Here is a 19624-nt window from a genome sequence, read left to right on the forward strand (position 1 = left end):
TGATCTCCTGTTTTACGCTGCCGGGAGGGTGAGCGTGAAGGTTGCGCCGTCGCCCTCGCGCGAGGCGACCCGAATGGTCCCGCCCTGCTTCTCGGCGAGCGCGCGGGCGATCGTCAATCCCAGGCCCGTTCCTTGAATCCGGCGCGTGTCGCTGCCGTCCAGTTGCGTGAACGGCTCGAAGATGAAGTCGACCTGGTGGGCCGGGATGCCGGGGCCGTGGTCGCGGACGGCGATCGCCATCACGGTGCCCTCGCGCTCTGCCGACACTTCGATCGGCGAGCCCGCCGGCGCGTGCTTGATCGCGTTCGAAAGCAGGTTGACGAGCACCTGGATGCAGCGGTCGTGGTCGGCCACCACCTCGCCCAGCTCACCGGTCGGCCCGGTGATGGTCACGCCGGACGTGCGGGCGAAGCCCTCGACCGTTCGGATCGAGTCCTCGATGATCGGCCGCACCGGCGTGCGCTTCACGGCCACCGCCATCTCGCCGGCCTCGATCTTCGACATGTCGAGAATGTCGTTGACGATGCGGATCAGGCGATGGGCGTTGCCGAGCGCAACCCGCACCAGCTGGTCGGCGTCTTCGTTGCCAGTCATGTTCTCCGCGATCAGCAGCTGCAGCGAGGCGCGGATTGACGTGAGCGGCGTCCGCAGTTCGTGGCTGACCATCGACACGAACTGCGACTTCAGGCGTTCCAGCTCCCGGGTGGCGGTCACGTCGGTGCCCAGGCCGATCAGGAACTTGGGCGCTCCCGCCGGGCCACGAGGGGCAATCACCGTCCACGCGATCACGTGGCGCGCGCCGCCTGGCCCCACCCAGATCCGATCGAGACTGACCGGCGCCTCGGATTCAGCCAGCCGCGGGAGACCCGCCTGGACGCCGGCCCGCTCTTCGTCGAGCAGGAACGGCAGCTCCCAGATCAACCGGCCGGCGACCGCGCTCATCGCCAGTCCCGACAGCTCCTCGCACGCGCGATTGAACCGGACGACATGCCCATCCACGTCAAGCACCATGATCAGGCTGGGCACCGTGTCAAGAATGGCCGACACGAAGTCGCGCTCGGCGCGCAGTTCGGTCTGGGCGTTGACGCGGTCGGTGACGTCGCGGGCCATGCCCTGGTAGCCCTCGATCTGCCCGCCCGCCAGGATCGCGCGCACGTGCTGGCCCACCCAGATCTCGCTGCCGTCCTTCCGCCTGACCGGAAACTCCAGGTACGACGCCTCGCGCGCCCTGGCCGACTTCTCGTAGAACGCCATTGCCCGCGGCACCCAGTCGGGCCGCATCAGCTCGAAATACTTCATCGCCAGCAGTTCGCTCTCGGCGTAGCCGAGAAGGCGGGTCGCGACCGGATTGACGAAGGTGAACCGCCCGTACGGATCGGTGCGGTAGATCATGTCGCTGGCGTTGTCGACCAGGTCACGATAGCGGCGCTCGGTGCGCTCGACCGCCTGCGTGCGGGTGCGTACCTGTTTCTGCAGCGATCGATTCCAGGCCGTGCCGCCGGCGACGAGCAGCAGCACCAGGCCGCCGGCCACGCCGAGGATGGCGGCATACCGATCGAGCCAGGTGCGCCGGCCGGGCGCGCTCAGTTGCGCCTCGACAATGCGATCGAACTCGCCGGTGGCCTTGAGGCGATCGAGCGCGATCCGAAGGGGCGCAACCGCCAGGTCGCGGCCCTTCAACACCGCCATTTGATAGGGACGCGACAGCAGCGGCACCTCTTCGGCGTCGTCGGCCAGTGGCCCCATCAGAAACCTGAGGGTCAGGTGGTTGCCGGCCACGCCGTCGACTTCTCCTCGTGCGAAGGCGAGGATCGCGTCGGCCCGGGTGGCGACCACCTGCAGCGCGGGCCGTCGCGCTTCGGGCAGGCCGGCGAGCAGCAGGTGATTGATCGAGCCGTCGTCGACCGCGACCCGCACGCCCCACAGATCGTCGAGGCCGCGCGGGTAGCGGGGCAGGCCCGGGCGCATCATGACGACCTGCGCCAGCGTCCAGGTCTGATCGAGCAGCTGGTAGCGCGCCGCGCGCTCGTCCGAGTACGACAGGAACATCACGTCGGTTTTGCCGGCCTCGAAGGCAGCGACGCGCTCGTCGCGGGTCCCGAGCCGGATCTCGATGGCCACGCCGGCCTCGCGCGCCAGCGCGCGGATGAGCTCGACGTTGAAGCCCCGGGGGGTGCCGCTTTCGTCGAGATACTCGTAAGGGGGGAACTCGCGGTCGCCGCCGAAGACGAGCGCCCGCGGCTCCACCTTCGCGCGTTGCGCTACGGTGGACAAGCCGGGGGACAGGTCGACGGGGGGCTGCGCGGCCGCGGGTGTGGTCAGCACCGCGAGCGTCCCGACCACGAACAGGAGCCTGAGCCGGCACACAGCCACGGCAAATTGTAACCGGTTCCAATGTAGCGTCCGGCTTTAGCCGGACTTAGAATAGAGCTTCGCCCTCAATTCAAAGGAAGCGCGCCCATGTCTGACGTCATTTCCGGCCGCCGCCGGGTTCCTCGCCCCGAGAACGATCCCAACCTGACCTACGCGCCGGGCACGCCGGCCCGTGCCGAGCTCAAGGCCCGGCTGGCCACCATGGCCGGCGAAACGGTCGACATTCCAATCGTGATTGGTGGCAAGGAGATCCGGACCGGCGCCACCGAGCGCTCCGTCATGCCGCACAAGCACGGCCATGTGCTGGGGCATTATCACAAGGCGACGGCCGGCCAGGTCCGCCAGGCCGTGGATGCGGCGCTCGTGGCCCGCAAGGAGTGGGCCGGCTGGTCCTTCGAGGATCGGGCCGCGGTGTTCCTGCGTGCCGCCGAGCTGCTGACCACGTCGTGGCGCTCGACGATCGTCGCCGCGACCATGCTCGGCCAGTCGAAGACCGCCTACCAGGCCGAGATCGACGCGGCCTCGGAACTGGTGGACTTCTGGCGCTTCAACGTCGCCTTTGCACAGGATTTGCTGTCAGAGCAGCCCGACAGCAATCACGCGGTGTGGAACCAGATGGAGTACCGGCCGCTCGAAGGCTTCGTGTACGCCATTTCACCGTTCAACTTCACCGCCATCGGCGGCAACCTCGCCGGCGCGCCCGCGCTGATGGGCAACACCGTGGTGTGGAAGCCGGCCGGCACCTCAATGCTGAGCTCGTACTACGTGATGAAGCTCCTCGAGGAGGCCGGACTGCCGCCCGGTGTCATCAACTTCGTGCCGGGCAACGCCGTCGAGATTTCCGACGTGCTGCTCGATCACCCCGACCTGGCGGGCATTCACTTCACCGGCAGCACTGCCGTGTTCAACGGCATGTGGCAGCGCGTCGGCCAGAACCTGGGCAAGTACCGCGGCTACCCGCGCCTGGTCGGCGAAACCGGCGGCAAGGACTTCATCGTCGTGCACGCCTCGGCGGATCCGCAGGAGGTCGCCGTGGCCGCGGTGCGCGGCGCGTTCGAGTACCAGGGGCAGAAGTGCTCCGCCGCCAGCCGCATGTACGTGCCGAAGTCGCGCTGGAACGACATTCGCGATCGCATGGTCGCCATGATGAAGGACATCAAGATGGGCGATGTCCGTGATTTCCGCAACTTCATGGGCGCCGTGATCGACAAGAAGGCCTTCGACAAGGTCAGCGGTTACATTGACGATGCGAAGAAGAATGCGAAGGTGATCCAGGGCGGCGGCTACCAGGGCGACGAGGGCTACTTCATCGAGCCGACGTTGATTGAGGCCAGCGACCCCGCCTACCGTTCGATGTGCGAAGAGATCTTCGGTCCCGTGCTGTCGGTGCACGTGTACGACGATGCGAAGTGGACCGAGATGCTGGAGATCGTGGATCGCACTTCGCCTTATGCGCTGACCGGCGCGGTGTTCTCGCGGGATCGGGCGGCCGTGCGCGAGGCCTCGGCCGCGCTCAAGAATGCCGCCGGCAACTTCTACATCAACGACAAGCCGACCGGCGCGGTCGTGGGGCAGCAGCCCTTCGGCGGGGCGCGCGCCTCGGGCACCAACGACAAGGCGGGTTCGAAGATGAACCTGGTCCGCTGGGTGAGCATGCGAACGATCAAGGAGAACTTCGCGCCGCCGACGGACTACAAGTATCCGTTCATGATGGAAGAGTAATGACGCCGGGTGTCTTTTTCGTTGGGGACGTGCGAAAAAGACACCCGGCGTCTTAAAACCTGAACAACTTCGTGACTTTGACCACCAGGCTCCGGTTATCCAACTCAGGGAAACCGGGGCCGGTGGTGTCTCGGCCGTCACTGTAGACCACGAACAGCTCGCTGCCGGGTTGATACTCCCAGCGGAACCGCGCGTTGGTGCTGAGGGTGTCGCTGGCCGACTGGTACTGCACGAGCGCCGACGCGAACATGCGCGGGGTCAGCGTGTAAGTGAGGCGCGAGCTGACGATGTTGGCGTCGCCATCGCCAAACGGCGTCGCAAACCGGTTGAACGAGACGGTCGGCTCGGCGTAGAAGCGCGGACCGAACTCGACCCGGCCGCGCCAGGTCAGCTCTTGCAGCGTGCCGCCATAAAAGCCGCCATAGGTGAGGGTCAGCGTCCCCGAGATGGGCCGTTGCGGCGAACTGGTGAAGAGCAGCCTGGCCTGCCCGAAGTCATACTCGCCGCCCGGCACGATCACACCCGGCGTGACCTGGAACGGCGCGTCGAGGTGCTCGAACGCCCGCGAGTACTCGGTCGCCCACTGGTCGCCGTTCGACAGCTCCATGCGATACGCCGCCTGCGCCTCGCGCGACTCGGGCCGGCCATTGCGGTCCTCGAAATAGTCGTAGCTGCCCTCGTAATAGAACTTGCGGACCGTCCTCCCTCGCGCCGGGCGCGGGCTGTAGCGGGCCTGGCCGTAGCTGCGGCGGAACGCCGTGCGGCGCAGAAAGCCGATCTCCGGGTTGAAGTGGTCGCCCAGAAACAGGTGATCGGCCTGAAATCCGATCAGGTCGGCGTTCCAAGTCACGTTGGCGCGGTAGCTGCTGCGGTCGGAAACCGATCCAGTCGTGCCCGAGGTTCCCGCCCAGTAGGTATTGATTGCCAGTTCCTCGAGCGGGTTGATGGTGCTGTCGACACCGTACGAGTAGCCTTCGGCATCGCCCGAGGCGCGCGGCGCCCGCCGCGTCGCGATCACGCCGACGCGGCTGCGCTTGAGGAGGTCGCGGTTGACGCGCAGCACCGAGAAATCGCTGGCGGGGGCGCCGGCGGCCGCGATCTCTTCCGTGCGCATCTGCAGCGCGCCGACCTGGAAGCCGTTGCCGCGCCCCAGCAGGCGGGCGCCGCCCAGGATGGGAACCACCTGGTTGTTTTGCAGGCCGATGCGCCGGCTGAAAAACACGATCGGCGTGACGTTGCTGGCACCACCCCCCATGTTGATGGCGGTCGGGCCCTGGCCGCCGCCGCCCTGGTTCGAGCCAGCGCCGGCAAAGTTGAACACGTCCTGACCCTCGAGAAAGAAGTCGCGTTTCTCGGGAAACAGCACGCTGAAGCGCGTCAGGTTGACCTGCGCTTCGTCATCCTCGACCTGGGCAAAATCGGTGTTGTAGGTGAAGTCGGTGACGACCGACTGCGTGATGCCCCACTTGGCGTCCACGCCGAACTCGGCGGCGCCGTGGTTCGCGAGCGGCGGCGTCGTCCGGTGGTTGGTCGTGTTCGAGCCCAGTCCGTACGGTTTGACGTCCAGGTTCCGGAGCCTGGACGGCGACTCGAGGCCGGCCAGCGTGCCGACCGACGACACCTTCGACAGCCCGCGGCGGCCCCACGACACCGGCACCTGCGACAGGAAGGTCAGCTCATTGCGCCAACGGACCATGCGGCGAAAGTTGATGCCCCACTCGCGGCTGCCTTCCTTGAACCGCATCGACCGGAACGGGATCACCATCTCGACCGTCCAGCCCTGGTCGAAATCGGCCGTCTTCACTTCCCAGAGGCCGTTCCAGTTGTTGCTGGGCTGCTCGTTGGTGACTTGCCAGTCGAACATCCCGCCCTGCGCATTTGAAGAGAAGCCGAAACCGTTGCGGCGGTCGTTGAAGGTATCGAACACGACCCCGAGGTGATCGTTGTTGTACAGGTTGCTGGAATCGCGCCGCATGTCGCTCGTCACGCGCCGATCGGGATGCGTCTCCCACAAGCGGGCGCCGACGTAGATGTTCTGGTCGTCGAAGAACACCCACACCTCGGTCCGGTCGCTGGCCGGCGCGCCTTCGGTTGGTTCCTGCTGGACGAAGCCCGACGCCCCTGGCACCAACGAGTAGATGGGATCGTCGAGGCGGCCGTCAAAGGTGAGCGGCGACGTCAGCCTGGTGGTTCGCAGGGTCGCGCGGCCCTGCGCATCGCGGGTCACGGCCTCTGGCGGGACGAGCGGTTCCTGGGCAGCGGTCGGTGTTGCTAAAAGACTGATAAATAGTGCAAGGATTCCGGCGCCGCGTATCAAGCCCTTCATTATAAGTGGGGTGGCCGAAAGGGCCGATAAACGCGGTCATGGCAGCATGGAACAAGGCCCAATCGACACTTCTGTAATCAAATGAGCCATTTCAGGACAAACCGAAGGGCGCCCGGTGACCTTCAGTTGTCAGAATGCCATTGTCGCCAACGAGTTACGGAGACACCGCGCTGCTGGACTACTCCTTGCTATCTCCGGGGTGTGCGTTCAGAACTTGGTTACACGCTGATTGAGGTGGTCATCGTCGTGGGCCTCATTGGCGTCACGTCAGCGATTGCCGTTCCCGTCTTCATTGAGTCGAACGCGCGCAACCGGCTCTGGACCGCGTCGGAGCAGATCGGCAGCACGGTCCGGCAGACGCGCCTCCAGGCGATCAGCCAGAACACCACGTATCGCGTGGCGTTTGATTGCCCGTCGGCTGGAAGCCTGCGCAGCCTGATCATCACCGGCGACCCGGCGGTGGACGATGACGCGGACCGCTGTAACCAGACGCTCGAGGGCGACTCCGCCGTCATCGAGATGCCGACGAGCGTGACCTACGATCCCGCTGACGCGACCGCGCTTCAGGTCAGCGGGCGCGGCATCTTCACCGCGATCGGCGAATCCATTCCGTTAACCATCAGCGTTCAATATGGTACAGCCACGAGAACTCTTACCGTCAGCGCCACCGGCCAAATCACCTTCAGCAACATCCACTGACGAGCGCGGCCCTGTCCGCCGTAGCGCTTCGCGCGAAGGTGGATTCACGCTCGTCGAGGCTGTGATCGCGATGGTGATCTGCACGATCGGGTTGGTTGCGCTTGCGGGGCTGATGGCGGTGACGCTGCGCACGCAGCAGCTCTCGCGCAATTCGACGCAGGCGGTGCGACTGGCCCAGGACAAGGTCGACGAGCTGACCACCCTGAGCTTTGCCACCGACCCATCGGTCGACTGCGGCGGCTCGCTGACCGCCGATGTCACCAACTACAACGACGTGCCCGGCAATGGCCCGGGCTACCGGCGCCGGTGGCTGGTGATCGAGGGGCCTGACGGCGACCTCAACTTGCGGCAGGTCACCGTTCGCGTGATTCCGGATGTGAACGATCGCCGGACGGCCGCACCTTACGACCTCACGACGATTATTCGGGGGTTGCCGGTCGCATGCTAATCCACAAGACGCTTGGCAGCGACCGGGGCTTCACCCTGGTCGAGCTGCTGGTCGCCAGCATGGTGACGATGGTCGTGCTCGGCGGTGCCGTGGCGCTGACCTCGCAGGTGCAAGAGGGCTACCGGCGGCAGATCGAGAGTTCGGCCGCCGAGCAGGAGGGCCGCTACGCGCTCGACTGGGTCAGCCGGCTGATCCGGGCCTCGGGCAACAACCCCTACAACGTGGCGATCACCGACTGCCCGTCGGCCGCCACCCCGTTTGCCGCCATCGTCTTCGATCCCGACGGCGATGACATCGACAACGACATCCGGCTGCAGACCGACTCGAACCCGCCCGACGGCCTGCTCGGCGGTGTGGCCGGCGGCTGCTCGCAGGCCAACGAGGACGTGACCGTCTCGTTCGACCCCGACACCAACAGCATCACGTTCCTCGACAACAACCTCGGCGGCACGGCCACCATCCGCACCGACGCGGTGATCGACGATCTCCGCTTCATTTATCGCGACGCGGCGCGCGCCGTCACGACCAATCCGTTGAACGTTGTCTATGTCGAGACGCAGGTGACGGTTCGCTCGCGGACGATCAACGCCGTTACCGGCGAGCCCGTCACCCGCGTGCTCAGCCAGGAAGTGCGCATTCGCGGACGAAACTACTGATGAAGGCAGCAGTGAGGCACCCTATGACAACGCCACCATCCGTCAACGCAGTTCGCTCGGAGAAAGGCGTCGCGCTGGTCATCGTCCTGCTGCTGCTGGCGGTAATGATGGGCCTGACGACCGGAATGACCCTGAGCGGCCAGACCGACATCGCCATGGCCTCGAACGAGCTCAACTATGCGGGGGCGCGCGCCGCCGCCGAGGCGGGGTTGAACCGGGCCATCGAGCAGATCATCGCCGACACGTCGACCAACTTGCTGGCCGGCGCCGACGGGGAGGTCGATGCCGGCAACCCGTTGGCGGCCGCCAACGCCGATAACGGCCGCATCCCGGGGATCGGCAACGGCCCGTTCACGATCGGCGATCGATTCGCCTACACACTGCAGATTCTCGACGATGACGATCCCTCGCTGTACCCGACAGCGCTGGCGGAGGCGCAGCTGACCCAGATGGCCGAGGACGGCAGCCCCTATACAAGCCTGAACGATCGCCTGATTCTCCGGGCGATTGGCACGGGACCGCGAGGCACGACCGTCAGCATCATGCGCGTGTTGCAGTCGGTTGCCACTGGGGCCATCCCGCCGACCAGCACCACGATCTTGTCGAATCCCGCGATCCTGGTGGGCGGCAGCTTGGACATCAACGGCAATATCACCGTGGGCGGCACTGAGGGCAACATTCATACGAACGGCAACGTCACTGGTGGCGGGTCCGAGGACATCAGTGGTGACATCACGGCTACTGGCACGGTCGCTGATGGCCTGGACCCGGCTGGCCTGAAGGCGGGCGGCATGCCGCCGATCACCATTCCGGAGATCAAGGCGGAAGATTACCGGAACCTCGCTGACTGGATCCTCACCAGTACCGGAGAACGTCGGCGAGCCAGCGACAACGCGCTCTGCGGCGGCGCCGGACCGGTGTGCCCCACGGGATGGAGCTTCTCGGGTGGCGCGTGGAGTTCCTCGGGCGCCATGCCGAGCGCCGCGACCTATTACGTCGAGGGCCCGGTCTCGGTCCACGGCACCGGCAAGTCCGTGCTCACCTCGGTGTCGATCATCGCCGAGGGTTCCATCACGATTACCGGCAACGGCAAGTTTCGCCCAGAGAATTCCGCGAAGATCCAGTTCGTGACCAACGGCGACTTCGAACTGGGCGGCACCGTGGACGCGGACGACTCGGTGGACCTTGACGGCCAGATCATGGTCCGCGAGCAGATGAGGATCTACGGCAACTCCGAGTTCCAGGGCCGCGTGATGGTCGAGAACCGCGATGGTACTACCAACGCCTACGACGCGTCGACGAACCCGCACGGTCGCCGTGGCGCATCGACGACCGACGCAAACACCCTGGCCGGCAACATGCGGGTGACCTATAACGGCAACCTCGGCGACATCGTCACAACCGTCGAGACGCCGGGCTCGGATCCGACCTTTACCAACAACATCTCGGGGTGGATCGAGCAGTGATCGACCGGCGCCGCAGCGTGGTCGCGGCCATGTGCATTGGCATGGCGTTCGCGCTACCGGTTTCGGCGCAGTCGCTGGCGGATGTCGCCCGGCAGGAAGTCGCGCGACGCGAGTCGGCGAAGCCGGCGGCGAAGGCGTTCACCAACGCCGACTTGAAAATCGATCCGTTGAGCACTCCGGCCGCGGTTTCTGAAGGGAGTGCTGCGGAACCGGGCGGCTACATGAGCATCAGCGCCGGCCGCTACGTCACGGCCGCGGAGATCATTGTCAACAGCGCCGCCAACCACGTCACCGGCGAAAAGGCCTTGCAGGAGCCGGACTGGCGCCAGCAGGCCGACACTCTTCGCGGGCAGTTAATGAAAGCTCAGCGGGAGGTTGCGGCGATCGCGGAAACGGCGAACGACGAGAGCCGCTCAGCCGGCGAACGCGCCGTGGCCGCGCGGCTGCTCGCGCAGAGACAGGGGCTTGTCGAGGACGTCGAACGTCGCTGGCTCAAGATGGAAGAGCAGGCCGAGAAGAACCGAATCCCCCGGGCGTGGCTCGATCCCCGGCCGACACTCTCGACGAAAACTCCTGAGTAAAGAGCGCCGGCATGCCGCCGGTGTGCAGGAACACCACCGTCTCGCCGGCCGGCAGCGAACCGTCTCGCACGTGCGCGATGAGCGCCGCCATGCCCTTCGCCGTGTAACAGGGATCCAGCAGGATCGCCTCTGACCGGGCCAGCAGGTCGATCGCCTCGAGCCCGCCGCTCGTCGGGATGCCGTAGCCGTCGCCAATGAACGCCTGATCGGTGGTGAGCTCCGACAGCTCGAGGCGCTCGGGCAGCTCAAGCGTGGCGGCGGCCTCGTTGGCAATGCGCTTTGCGCGTTCAATCTTTTCCGGCTCGCCGGCGCTGACGGCGACGCCGTAGACGCGGTACGGTGCCTCACAAAGCCGCGCGCCGAGGGTCAGCCCGGCCTGCGTACCGCGCGATCCGCTCGCGTAGTACAAGCGCGACGGCGCGACCGCCATGGCCGCGAGCTGCTCCACCAGTTCCGCGGTGCCGCCGACGTACCCCAACACGCCAATGCCGCTCGACCCGCCGACCGGGATCACGTACGGCCGGCGTCCGTGCGACTCTTCCTCGGCCACGACCTCGGCAACGACGGCCTCGTCCTGGCCGACCGCCAGCATGGGATCGACCGACGGGACCAGGCGAACGGTGGCGCCGTACAGATGGTCGAGCAACAGGTTGCCCTCGAGTGCCGGCACCGGTGTGGCGTCCGGCTTTCTTGTCTCGCCGAAGCCGTCCTGTGGCGAAGGCGGAAGCCGGACCTTCGCCTCGTCCATCCGCGTCGTGAGCACCAGCACAGAGCGCATGCCGGCCACGCACGCCGCCGCGGCGGTCATGCGCGCATGGTTCGATTGCACCGCGCCGGTCGTAATCAGCGTCGTCGCGCCCTGGGCCTGCGCATCGGCGACCAGGTACTCGAGCTTGCGCGCCTTGTTGCCGCCGAGGCCGAGCGCCGTCAGGTCGTCGCGCTTGATCAGGATGCGCGGGCAGCGTCCTGGCCCGCCGAGCGCCTCGCGCAGCCGGATGGCGTCGTGGATGGGCGTCGGCAGTTGCGCCAGTGGCAGCCGCGGCTGCCGGGCCAGGGCCGATTGAACACGCCGGACGGCACTCGAGGGCATGACAGGCTACGGCCGCCTGGCCGTCGCGGCGGCGGCGCACCCGGCCGGCAGCGGTGTCCCTATCGCCCTCGCGACCTCGCACCGCACGTACGACACGCGCGCCGGGGTAAACGCCCGCATCGTCTCGCCATCAGCTGCGTGCTCGGCGTTGGTGTACGGCTTCTTGGGATCTTCCTGCATCGCGGCGGCGATCATCGCGAGCTGCCGTTCCATCTCGGCCTGCATCCAGTCGCTGGCCGACTCCGCCGCTTCGAGCAGGGTCTCGTAATACTGGCGGCTGAACGACGATACCTGCAGCGTGTTGCGGGTCAGGACGTTGTCGCCGAGCCGCGTGGCGATCTGGAAGTCGGGCGTCAGGAAGGCGTTGTCTTCGTCCCACGCGATGAACACGTGCGTGTCGCTGTTCTCGAGGCGGTAGAAGTAGAAGTTGTTCATCCCGTCGTAGCCGTTGAAACCGTCGTTCTGGGCAATGAAGTTCTGCATCGCGATGTAGCGGACGAAGGCCGCCAGGTCGAGCTTCGGTCCGACGGTCGCTTCGAAGCTGGCCGCGGCGGTGGTGTTGACCAGCCGCACCAGCTCCTCGATCGGCCCCCAGATGGTCGCGTCGCTCTTGCTCTCGTTGGTCTTGATGTCGAAGCGCGCCTGGTAGGGCTCGAGCGCCGCCCCCTGGTACTCGAAGCGCCACGGGCTGCCGAGCACGTAGTTGTACTCGAACAGGTAGCCGTCGTTCTGGACGTCGTCGCCGATGCTGCCGAAGACGCGCCCCAACATGGTCTTGTCCACCGACTCGACCAGCGCATACAGGCCGGCATAGGCGCCGTTGACGTAGAGGCGGGTGTGCGTTTCGCGCGGCGCGGGAATGCCCATGCGGCTGAAGAACCGCATGGCCACGGTCTCGCGGACGCCCGACTTGTCCTGGACCAGGTTGTCGAGCACGAACGACTTCAGCCCGAGAAAGGTCTGGTTGGTGGCGTAGCGATCGAAGTCAACGCGCAAGCCGGGCTTGGTGCCGCTGCGTGAGCCGAGACCGCGCGAGCGGATGCCGACGTTGCGGACGGTCTGGCCACTCCAGGTCACGTCGGCCGGGTAGTAGGTGTTCTCCTGGAAGGCCGCCTTCAGCTTCTCCCAGTCGGCGGAGTTCATCCACAGCTCGACGCGCTGGAGGACGTCGGGATTGAACAGGTCGTCGGAGGTCTGCGCCGCGGCGCTGTCGCTCGCGCAGACCACGAGCAACGCTGCGACGAGGCACCGTCGAATCATCGTCATCGCGCCATCCTCCGTCGATCAGAAGACAACTTGCAACCTCAGGACGCCCGACCAGTAGGACGCCACGCCCGGCTCCGGCGCTCGCGAGACATCGTCAAAGGTCTCGTGGACGGCGTTGGTGACCACGCGGACCCAGCGAATGGGCATCCAGCTGACGCCGAAGGTCCACACCTGGTCGGAGTTGGGAACCTGGTGGTCGGCGCGCGGGTTGGTGAACGGCCGGTCCTCTTTGCTGGCGCTGCTCAGTTCGAGGGCATCGAACCGCACGCCGAGTTCAACGGCGCCGATGCCGCCTTGAAACAGCGGCCGGCGCGGGTTGATGTTGTCGTCCTTGTCCTCGCCGGTCACGAACCAGGTGCCACTCACGTACCAACCCGTGGTGAGGAAGTCTGACAGGTCCTCGTTGCGGTTGCTCTGGCCCAGCCGTTGTTCGCGCGCCTGCATCCACTCGGCCTTGAGGCCGGTCGGCCCCGGCGTCCAGTCGAACTGCACGCCCATGCGCTGGCGCCGGCCCTTGACGTAGACCCGATCGAAGAAATCGTCGCCCCACACCGCCTCGCCCTTCAGGCTGTTGAGCCCTTCGGGCACGTAAGCGTTGGTGTAGGCGAAACCGAAGTTTGCGCCCCTGATGCGGCCGGGAACGGGAAATGGGCGTAACAGGTCGGCCGTGATGCGGCCGGCGAAGGATGGGCCCACGCCCTCCAGGTCTTCGCCCTCGACGGCAAACCGCTCCTGTTCCAGTTCGGCATTGTCGCCGTCATCGTCGAAGACGCCGGCCTCGTAGGCGATCCGGCCGACTTCGCCGTAGATCATCACGCCGCGCTCGCGGCCAGGGGTAATGGTCGTTGACGCCAGGCTGCGGTAGGCAAAGTCGGTTTCGGTCGGACCGGTGTTCTGCTCGAGGCCAAACGGCATCTTGAAGCGCCCGGCCTTGACCCGCACGGCATCGAACGTCTTCCAGGCGAGGTAGACATCTTTCCACTCGCCAAACTGGGCCTCGCGATCGATCTCACGCTCGACTTCGTAGCTGAAGTGCCTGGTCAGGTCGCCCTGGACGCCGATGCGCGCCGTCCGGAAGTCGTAGGTTTCCTGATCGATGTCGGGATCGAATTGCCGCCAGTCCAACTGCAGCCGCCCACGGACGCCGAGGGTCACGTCCTCGCCGAACACGATGGTCGGGCGGTCGTCCTCCCAGACCAGCCCGCGCTTGCCCGGGCTCGCCTGGCGGGCGGCGGGCTGGTCCTGCGCCGCGGCGGCGGCCGACCCGGCCGCCACGAGCAGGGCCGTCAACAAGATCGTCCTCATACGTTACGGTCTCCGGGAAGATGCGCCGCGGCCGCACCGGCTCGCGCGCTCAACGCTTGATACGCCATGTTCAGTTGCTTGACCAGCGCCGGCTGGTGAATAACCACTGAGACCTCGCGGCGGAAGTCGAGGCTTAATGTCGACAGCGCCGTGCTGCCCAGGACGGCACGCTGTTCGTCGATGATCATCATCTTGCCGTGCGGCTCGATCGCGCCCATGGGCTGCTTGCCAATCACCGAGACAGTGATGCCTTCGTTGCGGCGTTCGCGCAGTAACCCGACCAGGTCGGGATCCGACAGCTTGTGGTCGAGAATGCGGATGCTGTGACGGGCGCCGGCAATCAGCGCGCGCATCTCGGCCCGCGACCGCTCGGGCCCGATGATCAGGCGGCGGCTGATCGGCCGCCGTGACGGCAGCGGCGCGCCGGTCGTGTCGGCGCGAAACAGCGCCAGCAGTCCGCGCACCACCGAGGCATCCTCGGTCACGAGCACCGCATCCCAGGTCCGCGAGAAGCACTTCCGGGTCGGGTTGAGCGTCGTGACGATCGCCGTAGCCTCGTCGGCGACCACGTACTTGGCGTGGTACTTCACCACCGGGTCGCCGTAGCGGGTGACGATCGCGCCCATTTCTTCGAGGGCGCCCCACAGTTTCTTGAGCCGTTTCTTGCCGCCCTTGGCGCGCTTGGTCAGGATTGCCTCGACTTCGCAGCCGCGCTCGAGGGCGCCGGCCAGCGCGTCGAGCACGGTGAAGTCGTCGCAGCGGAACAACGACAGCACCAGCCGCCGCCTGGCGCCGGCGATCACGCGCAGCAACGCCGCCTTGCGTTCGGCCGGGTCGAGAATCAGCGTTTCCTTGCCGGTGACGGCCGCCTTGCGGACCGGTGCGCGCGCCTTACGCGCGCTTGGGAGGCGACCAGGAGACATTCTTGATGCCCTTCTTGCCATCGCCCATCAACTGGCCGCTCAAGTCCTCGAGCGAGTCGGTCGGCCTGAGCGTGGTGAGGTACTTAGCGGTGGCCTCGTCGCCCTGGGACACTTCACGAGGTTCGAACAGGATGCCGTTCACGGCGAACACCTGGTTCACGTGCGCGGCCGGGAAGTCGCGGCCCTCGGAGATGATTTCGACCATCATCGTGCGCGGCCGCTCGGAGCTGAACAGGTTCAGGATCGGGATCATCGCGCACAGGAACAACGTGCCCATGCCCGCCACCGCCAGCGCGCCGAGGCCGGCCGCCATGCCGAGCCCCATCAGGATGAACAGGATCGTGATGTCGCGCGCGTCTTCAACCGGCGTGCGGAAGCGAATCACGCTGGCGGCGCCGGCAATGCCGAACGCGCGCGCGATCGAGTTGCCGATGATGATCATCATCAGCGCGCCCGCGATGCACAGCAGTACCTGCGCCTGGTCCAGCGCGGGATTGGCGCTCTTGTCGGATCGGTACTGGCGATGCACCACGGTGACGAGCATGCCGATGACCGCGGCCGCCACCAGCTTGGCCAGCTCGAAGAAGGGGTTGCCCATGCCGCCCGGCGAACCCGACAGCGGGACCCCGGGCAGCGAGTTGCCGGTGATCTGCGTGTTCTCGAGGCCCAGGTTCGGCCAGGTGACGCCCACGCCGACGAGCGCCAGGCCGACGAGCGCCACCGCGACGCCCGACCACACGCGGTCCCACGGAATGGTCTGCGTCCTGGCGTCGACCAGCGAGTCGACCACTTCGAGCACGTTGGTCAGCAGAGAGAGCTCGAGCAACTCGCGAACGCGCGGGTTGGGCGACACCAGCGTGAAACGGCGGTTGAGGCGCTGCGCCGAGGTGTGGCCGCGCACCAGGGCGCGAATGCCGGCGCTGTCGGCGTTCGGGACGCCCCGTAAGTCGATCACCACATGCGCGTAGCCCGCCTTGAACACTTCCTGGATGCGCCGCTCCAACTCTTCAGCGCGGCCGCCCGCCACGAGGGGCTCCTGGGGCGACAGCAACAGCCGGTTCGACTTGGCGCGCGATTCGGAGGTGATCATAGACCCCGCGCTGACGGGTGGCGAAAGGTAACACGTCTGTTACGGACTTTTCACTTCTCACTTTTCACTTTTCACTTCTACCCGCCCCGGTCCACCATACGGGGGATGACTCGCATCCTTTCGACCGTCCTCCTGGTGCTCGTGGCTGCGCTGTCGCTGGCGGCCCAGCGGCCGGCGCCGACCCCCGTGCCCGCTCCGGCAGATGTCGCCGCCCCACCCGCCGACGCGGCCAAGACGGCCTCGGGACTGGCGTCGAAAGTCCTGGCGGCGGGGAAGGGAACGGCGAAGCCCGGACCGACCGACCTGGTCACGGTGCACTACAGCGGCTGGACCACCGACGGGAAGATGTTCGACAGCTCCCTCTCGCAGCCGGCGCCGGTCACCTTTCCGCTGAACCGCCTGATCAGGGGCTGGGGTGAAGGCCTGCAATTGATGGTGGCGGGCGAAAAGCGCCGCTTCTGGATTCCGCAGAACCTCGCCTATAACGGCCAGCCCTCGCGCCCCGCCGGCATGCTGGTCTTTGACGTCGAGTTGATCGAGTTCAGCGAGGCGCCTGGCGCGCCGCCGCCCGACGTGGCCGCACCGCCCGCCGACGCGAAGAAGACTGCATCCGGCCTCGCGTACAAGTCGCTGCGGCCGGGCAAGGGTGGACCATCGCCCGTGAAGAGCAACTTCGTGACGGTGCACTACACGGGCTGGACCACCGACGGGAAGATGTTCGACACCTCACGGGACAAGTCGCCGGCGACCTTTGGACTGGGCGAAGTCATCGAGGGGTGGACGGAAGGGGTTCAGCTGATGACGGTCGGCGAAAGCATGCGCTTCTGGATTCCCGAGCGCCTGGCCTACAAGGGCCGTGACCCCAAGGGCATGCTCGTGTTCGACGTCGAACTGCTCGCCATTAAATAGATAGGGTGCCTAAGGTGCACCCTGGCACCTTGGCACCTTGGCACCCTGGCACCCTGGCACCCTGGCACCCTGGCACTTTGGCACTTTGGCACCTTCTTTCCCACCTTTTCGTGTTCCAAAATAGACATCGCTATTCAGGACGGAACACTCCACAGCTAACCTGTTTAATTGCAGTATTTTAAGGGTCTAAAACCCGCTGGATTCCGATCTTGATGAGCTGTTTGAGAACAAACAGCGTCTCTGTCCTATGTCGTCAGGTTAAGGCCGAAACCGTAATCTGTTCCAAAGTCGCCAAAAAAGCCTAATGAATATGACTCGATATGACAAAGTTGACTAATCGAGTCTGTAGACAGCTTCTTGGCGGGAGTATTGCTATCTCGGCTGGCGCCATGAAGGTTTCAACCTCTACCGTTCGGAAGAAAGCTGTCTGGGGTCAAACGGCGATCCTGACTGCCGTCTTCGCCACCCTGTTGACGGTTCCGGCCGCGGCCCAGAAGCGGGCCGGTCGCGGCCACGTCGACGAGTCGGTGCGCCAGTCGGTCAAGGCCGGCGAGTCGGCCCGGGTGATCATGCAGTTCGACACCACGGCCGAGCGCGACGCGGCGTTCAACCGCCTGCTCGACCGCGGCGCCGCGGTTCGCACCATGGACACCGGGGGCGGTCCCGCCCTCAACGTGATGTCGAGCGCTGCGGCCCTGTCGAGCGAGCTGGGAAACGCCACGCAGGTGTCGGTTGACGCCCGAGTGTCGGTGTTCGCGGTCAAGAAGGCGGTCAGCAACCCGGTCAAGAAAACGACCCCGGCCCGCGCGATAAAGGCCATCACGGCAGCGAAGAAGAAGACGGCGCCGGTACGCAACGGCATGACCGTCGCGGTCATCGACTCCGGCATCCAGCCGCAGTCCGACCTGCCCGCCACACACATCCGAGCCTACGTGGACTTCGTGAGCGGCGGCATCAAGCCGGTCGACAAGTGCGGTCACGGCACCCACGTCGCGGGCACCATTGCCGGCAACGGCGCGGCCTCGGCCGGCGAGTACGCCGGTGTTGACCCCGACGTTGACCTGGTGGTGCTGCGAGTGCTCGGCGACGACTGCTCGGGTAACACCAGCGACGTGATCGACGCCCTTGAATGGGTCGGCCAGAATCACGTCACCTACAAGATCCGCGTCGTCAACCTGTCGCTCGGCCACCCGGTGTTCGAGTCGGCCGTGACCGACCCGCTGGTGCAGGCCGTTGAGCGGCTGTCGCGCAAGGGCATCGTGGTGGTGACCGCAGCCGGCAACATGGGCATCAACCCGCTGACCAGCCAGCCTGGTTTCGGCGGCGTCGGCGTCCCTTGCAACGCCCCGTCGGCGGTGTGCGTGGGCGCGCTCGACACCAAGGGCACGCCTGAATTCGCGGACGACCGGGTCGCCGACTTCAGCTCGCGCGGGCCGTCGCGCTTCGACCTGCTGGCCAAGCCGGAGATGGTGGCTGACGGTGTCAACGTGATCTCGCTGTCGGCGAAGGGCAGCAAGCTCTCGGGTAACCTGAACCGCCTCGTGAAGGGCAGCCAGGAGAAGAGAACTTCGTCCTACCTGCTGCTGTCGGGTACGAGCATGGCGTCGCCTCGCGTCGCCGGCGCCGCCGCCCTGATGTTGACGGCCAATCCCAACCTGTCGGCGAACGCGGTCAAGCTGGCGTTGCAGTTCACCGCGCGCGTCGTGCCGGGCGTCGACACGCTGGCGCAGGGCGCCGGCGCGCTCAACATCGGCGGCGCGGTGCAGATGGCGGCCATCATCAACCCCGCTGCGACAGTCGGCGAAAACTGGCTGACGGCGGCCCTGCCGACGTCGAACGTCGATCGCAACGGCCAGGTCGTCACCTGGGGCAACCGGGTGGTTTACGGCGACCGCTTCATGCCGGACGACGCGGCGTCGGTACGCATGGCGCGGTGGGACGACAACATCGTGTGGGGCTTCGACACCCTCGCCGACAACATCGTCTGGGGCAACGACATCGTCTGGGGCAACTGCGACGAGTGCCAGAACATCGTCTGGGGTAACGCCTGGGACGAAGAAAACATCGTTTGGGGTAGCTGGGACAACATCGTCTGGGGCAACAACATTGTCTGGGGCGACAGCCTGTTGGGCCAGGACGTCGTGTCGGGTACCTGGGCCGAGAACGTCGTATGGGGCTTCTGGGACGAGAACGTGGTGTGGGGCAATGTGAACCGCTCCAACTGGAATGACAACGACAACATCGTCTGGGGCAACGACTGGGAGAACATCGTCTGGGGCAACTGCTCGAACGCCAGGTCGAGCGACGACAACATCGTGTGGGGGAATAGCGACGACAACATCGTCTGGGGCAACAACATCGTCTGGGGCTTCAACGATGGCGACAACATCGTGTGGGGCAACTGCTCGGCGAAGGGCACCGGCAACGGAGGTAAGTAGCCATGGTTGCCACCTCCCAACCCGAGCGGTTGCGGACCACGGCCATGGTGACCACCACCACGACGACCACCGTCACGACGAGTGACTGGAAAGCGGGCCTGCCGGTGATGGCCGGCACCGGCTTTTCGATGCGCGAACTGCGCCTCGACGATGCGGCCACGCTGCTGGCGATGCTGACCACCGAGGAAGTGTCGCGCTTCATCTCGCCGCCGCCGACCACGGTCGAAGGCTTCGAGCGCTTCATCCTGTGGGCGCAGCGCGAACGCCAGGCCGGCAACTATGCCTGCTTCGCGGTCGTGCCCGCCGGCATGGACACCGCCATTGGCATCTTC

16 protein-coding genes are annotated in these 19624 nt (G+C 66.1%); 9 read left to right on the forward strand and 7 right to left on the reverse strand.

Annotation, left to right across the window (positions count from 1 at the left end):
- Positions 1-12: 12 nt before the first annotated feature.
- Positions 13-2373 (reverse strand): PAS domain S-box protein, encoded by a 2361-nt coding sequence (locus Q8T13_16865; GenBank protein ID MDP3719436.1) that lies wholly within the window; start codon positions 2371-2373, stop codon positions 13-15.
- Positions 2374-2460: 87 nt separating this feature from the next.
- Between Q8T13_16865 and pruA the strand changes: the two genes are divergently transcribed.
- Positions 2461-4095 carry an L-glutamate gamma-semialdehyde dehydrogenase gene (gene pruA / locus Q8T13_16870; protein ID MDP3719437.1) on the forward strand — a complete coding sequence of 545 codons (1635 nt, stop codon included), beginning with the start codon at positions 2461-2463 and terminating at the stop codon, positions 4093-4095.
- A 52-nt stretch (positions 4096-4147) separates the two neighbouring features.
- Here pruA and Q8T13_16875 read toward each other — a convergent pair whose 3' ends face one another.
- Positions 4148-6322: a DUF5916 domain-containing protein gene (locus tag Q8T13_16875; protein MDP3719438.1), complete on the reverse strand. Its 2175-nt coding sequence runs from the start codon at positions 6320-6322 to the stop codon at positions 4148-4150.
- A gap of 300 nt (positions 6323-6622) precedes the next feature.
- Here Q8T13_16875 and Q8T13_16880 point away from each other — a divergent pair, with 300 nt between their 5' ends.
- The 5 genes from Q8T13_16880 to Q8T13_16900 are packed head-to-tail and all read left to right on the forward strand — an operon-like array spanning position 6623 to position 10271.
- The gene (locus Q8T13_16880) at positions 6623-7120 is read left to right on the forward strand and encodes a prepilin-type N-terminal cleavage/methylation domain-containing protein (protein ID MDP3719439.1); all 498 of its coding nucleotides are present in this window, start codon (positions 6623-6625) and stop codon (positions 7118-7120) included.
- Entirely contained in the window at positions 7053-7568 is a 516-nt protein-coding gene (locus Q8T13_16885) for a prepilin-type N-terminal cleavage/methylation domain-containing protein (GenBank protein ID MDP3719440.1), read from the forward strand. The genes Q8T13_16880 and Q8T13_16885 overlap by 68 nt, the downstream gene beginning before the upstream one ends.
- The gene (locus Q8T13_16890) at positions 7562-8224 is read left to right on the forward strand and encodes a prepilin-type N-terminal cleavage/methylation domain-containing protein (protein MDP3719441.1); all 663 of its coding nucleotides are present in this window, start codon (positions 7562-7564) and stop codon (positions 8222-8224) included. Before Q8T13_16885 ends, Q8T13_16890 begins: the two co-directional genes overlap by 7 nt.
- A 23-nt stretch (positions 8225-8247) precedes the next feature.
- Positions 8248-9690 (forward strand): hypothetical protein, encoded by a 1443-nt coding sequence (locus Q8T13_16895; GenBank protein ID MDP3719442.1) that lies wholly within the window; start codon positions 8248-8250, stop codon positions 9688-9690.
- Positions 9687-10271 carry a hypothetical protein gene (locus Q8T13_16900; protein ID MDP3719443.1) on the forward strand — a complete coding sequence of 195 codons (585 nt, stop codon included), beginning with the start codon at positions 9687-9689 and terminating at the stop codon, positions 10269-10271. The genes Q8T13_16895 and Q8T13_16900 overlap by 4 nt, the downstream gene beginning before the upstream one ends.
- Here Q8T13_16900 and Q8T13_16905 read toward each other — a convergent pair.
- Genes Q8T13_16905 through Q8T13_16925 form a run of 5 tightly spaced genes read right to left on the reverse strand, consistent with a single transcriptional unit; the run spans position 10183 to position 15945 of the window.
- Positions 10183-11361: a D-cysteine desulfhydrase family protein gene (locus Q8T13_16905; protein MDP3719444.1), complete on the reverse strand. Its 1179-nt coding sequence runs from the start codon at positions 11359-11361 to the stop codon at positions 10183-10185. The genes Q8T13_16900 and Q8T13_16905 overlap by 89 nt on opposite strands.
- A gap of 6 nt (positions 11362-11367) precedes the next feature.
- Positions 11368-12627, reverse strand: coding sequence for a CotH kinase family protein (locus tag Q8T13_16910; protein MDP3719445.1), 1260 nt, complete (start codon positions 12625-12627; stop codon positions 11368-11370).
- A gap of 18 nt (positions 12628-12645) precedes the next feature.
- On the reverse strand, positions 12646-13932 hold the full coding sequence (locus Q8T13_16915; protein MDP3719446.1) for a porin: 1287 nt from the start codon (positions 13930-13932) through the stop codon (positions 12646-12648).
- Entirely contained in the window at positions 13929-14855 is a 927-nt protein-coding gene (locus Q8T13_16920; protein ID MDP3719447.1) for a phospholipase D-like domain-containing protein, read from the reverse strand. Before Q8T13_16920 ends, Q8T13_16915 begins: the two co-directional genes overlap by 4 nt.
- Entirely contained in the window at positions 14824-15945 is a 1122-nt protein-coding gene (locus Q8T13_16925; GenBank protein MDP3719448.1) for an STAS domain-containing protein, read from the reverse strand. Before Q8T13_16925 ends, Q8T13_16920 begins: the two co-directional genes overlap by 32 nt.
- A 105-nt stretch (positions 15946-16050) precedes the next feature.
- On the opposite strand from Q8T13_16925, the gene Q8T13_16930 reads away from it, so the two are divergent.
- The 3 genes from Q8T13_16930 to Q8T13_16940 form a co-directional block, all read left to right on the forward strand.
- A complete protein-coding gene (locus tag Q8T13_16930) occupies positions 16051-16854 on the forward strand; it encodes an FKBP-type peptidyl-prolyl cis-trans isomerase (protein MDP3719449.1) in 804 nt (267 codons plus the stop codon).
- Positions 16855-17243: 389 nt separating this feature from the next.
- On the forward strand, positions 17244-19292 hold the full coding sequence (locus Q8T13_16935) for a S8 family peptidase (protein MDP3719450.1): 2049 nt from the start codon (positions 17244-17246) through the stop codon (positions 19290-19292).
- A gap of 2 nt (positions 19293-19294) precedes the next feature.
- Positions 19295-19624 (forward strand): GNAT family N-acetyltransferase (locus tag Q8T13_16940; GenBank protein ID MDP3719451.1); only part of this gene is annotated, 330 nt, incomplete at its 3' end.

The sequence above is a fragment of the Acidobacteriota bacterium genome (assembly GCA_030697165.1).
GTDB lineage: Bacteria > Acidobacteriota > Vicinamibacteria > Vicinamibacterales > UBA2999 > 12-FULL-67-14b.